The organism is Variovorax sp. F042, assembly GCF_057814215.1.
The window spans coordinates 1-264 of record NZ_JBVASX010000112.1; the positions used below are offsets into that span (position 1 = coordinate 1).

General features: G+C 61.7%; 1 protein-coding gene. It reads left to right on the forward strand.

Features of this window, described 5'->3' with window-relative positions; all coding sequences use genetic code 11:
• On the forward strand, positions 1-264 hold a 264-nt coding region (locus ACZYSP_RS35645), incomplete at both ends, for a GTP-binding protein (protein WP_489019282.1).

Genomic DNA, 264 nt, shown 5'->3' on the forward strand with positions numbered 1-264 from the left:
GCGTGGGCTACATCATCGTGTTCCTGAACAAGTGCGACATGGTCGACGACAAGGAACTGCTCGAGCTGGTCGAAATGGAAGTTCGCGAACTCCTCGACAAGTACGAATTCCCCGGCGACGACACCCCGATCATCCATGGCTCGGCCAAGCTCGCCCTGGAAGGCGACAAGGGCGAACTGGGCGAAGGCGCCATCATGAAGCTGGCCGAAGCCCTGGACACGTACATCCCGACGCCCGAGCGCGCCGTGGACGGCACGTTCCTGA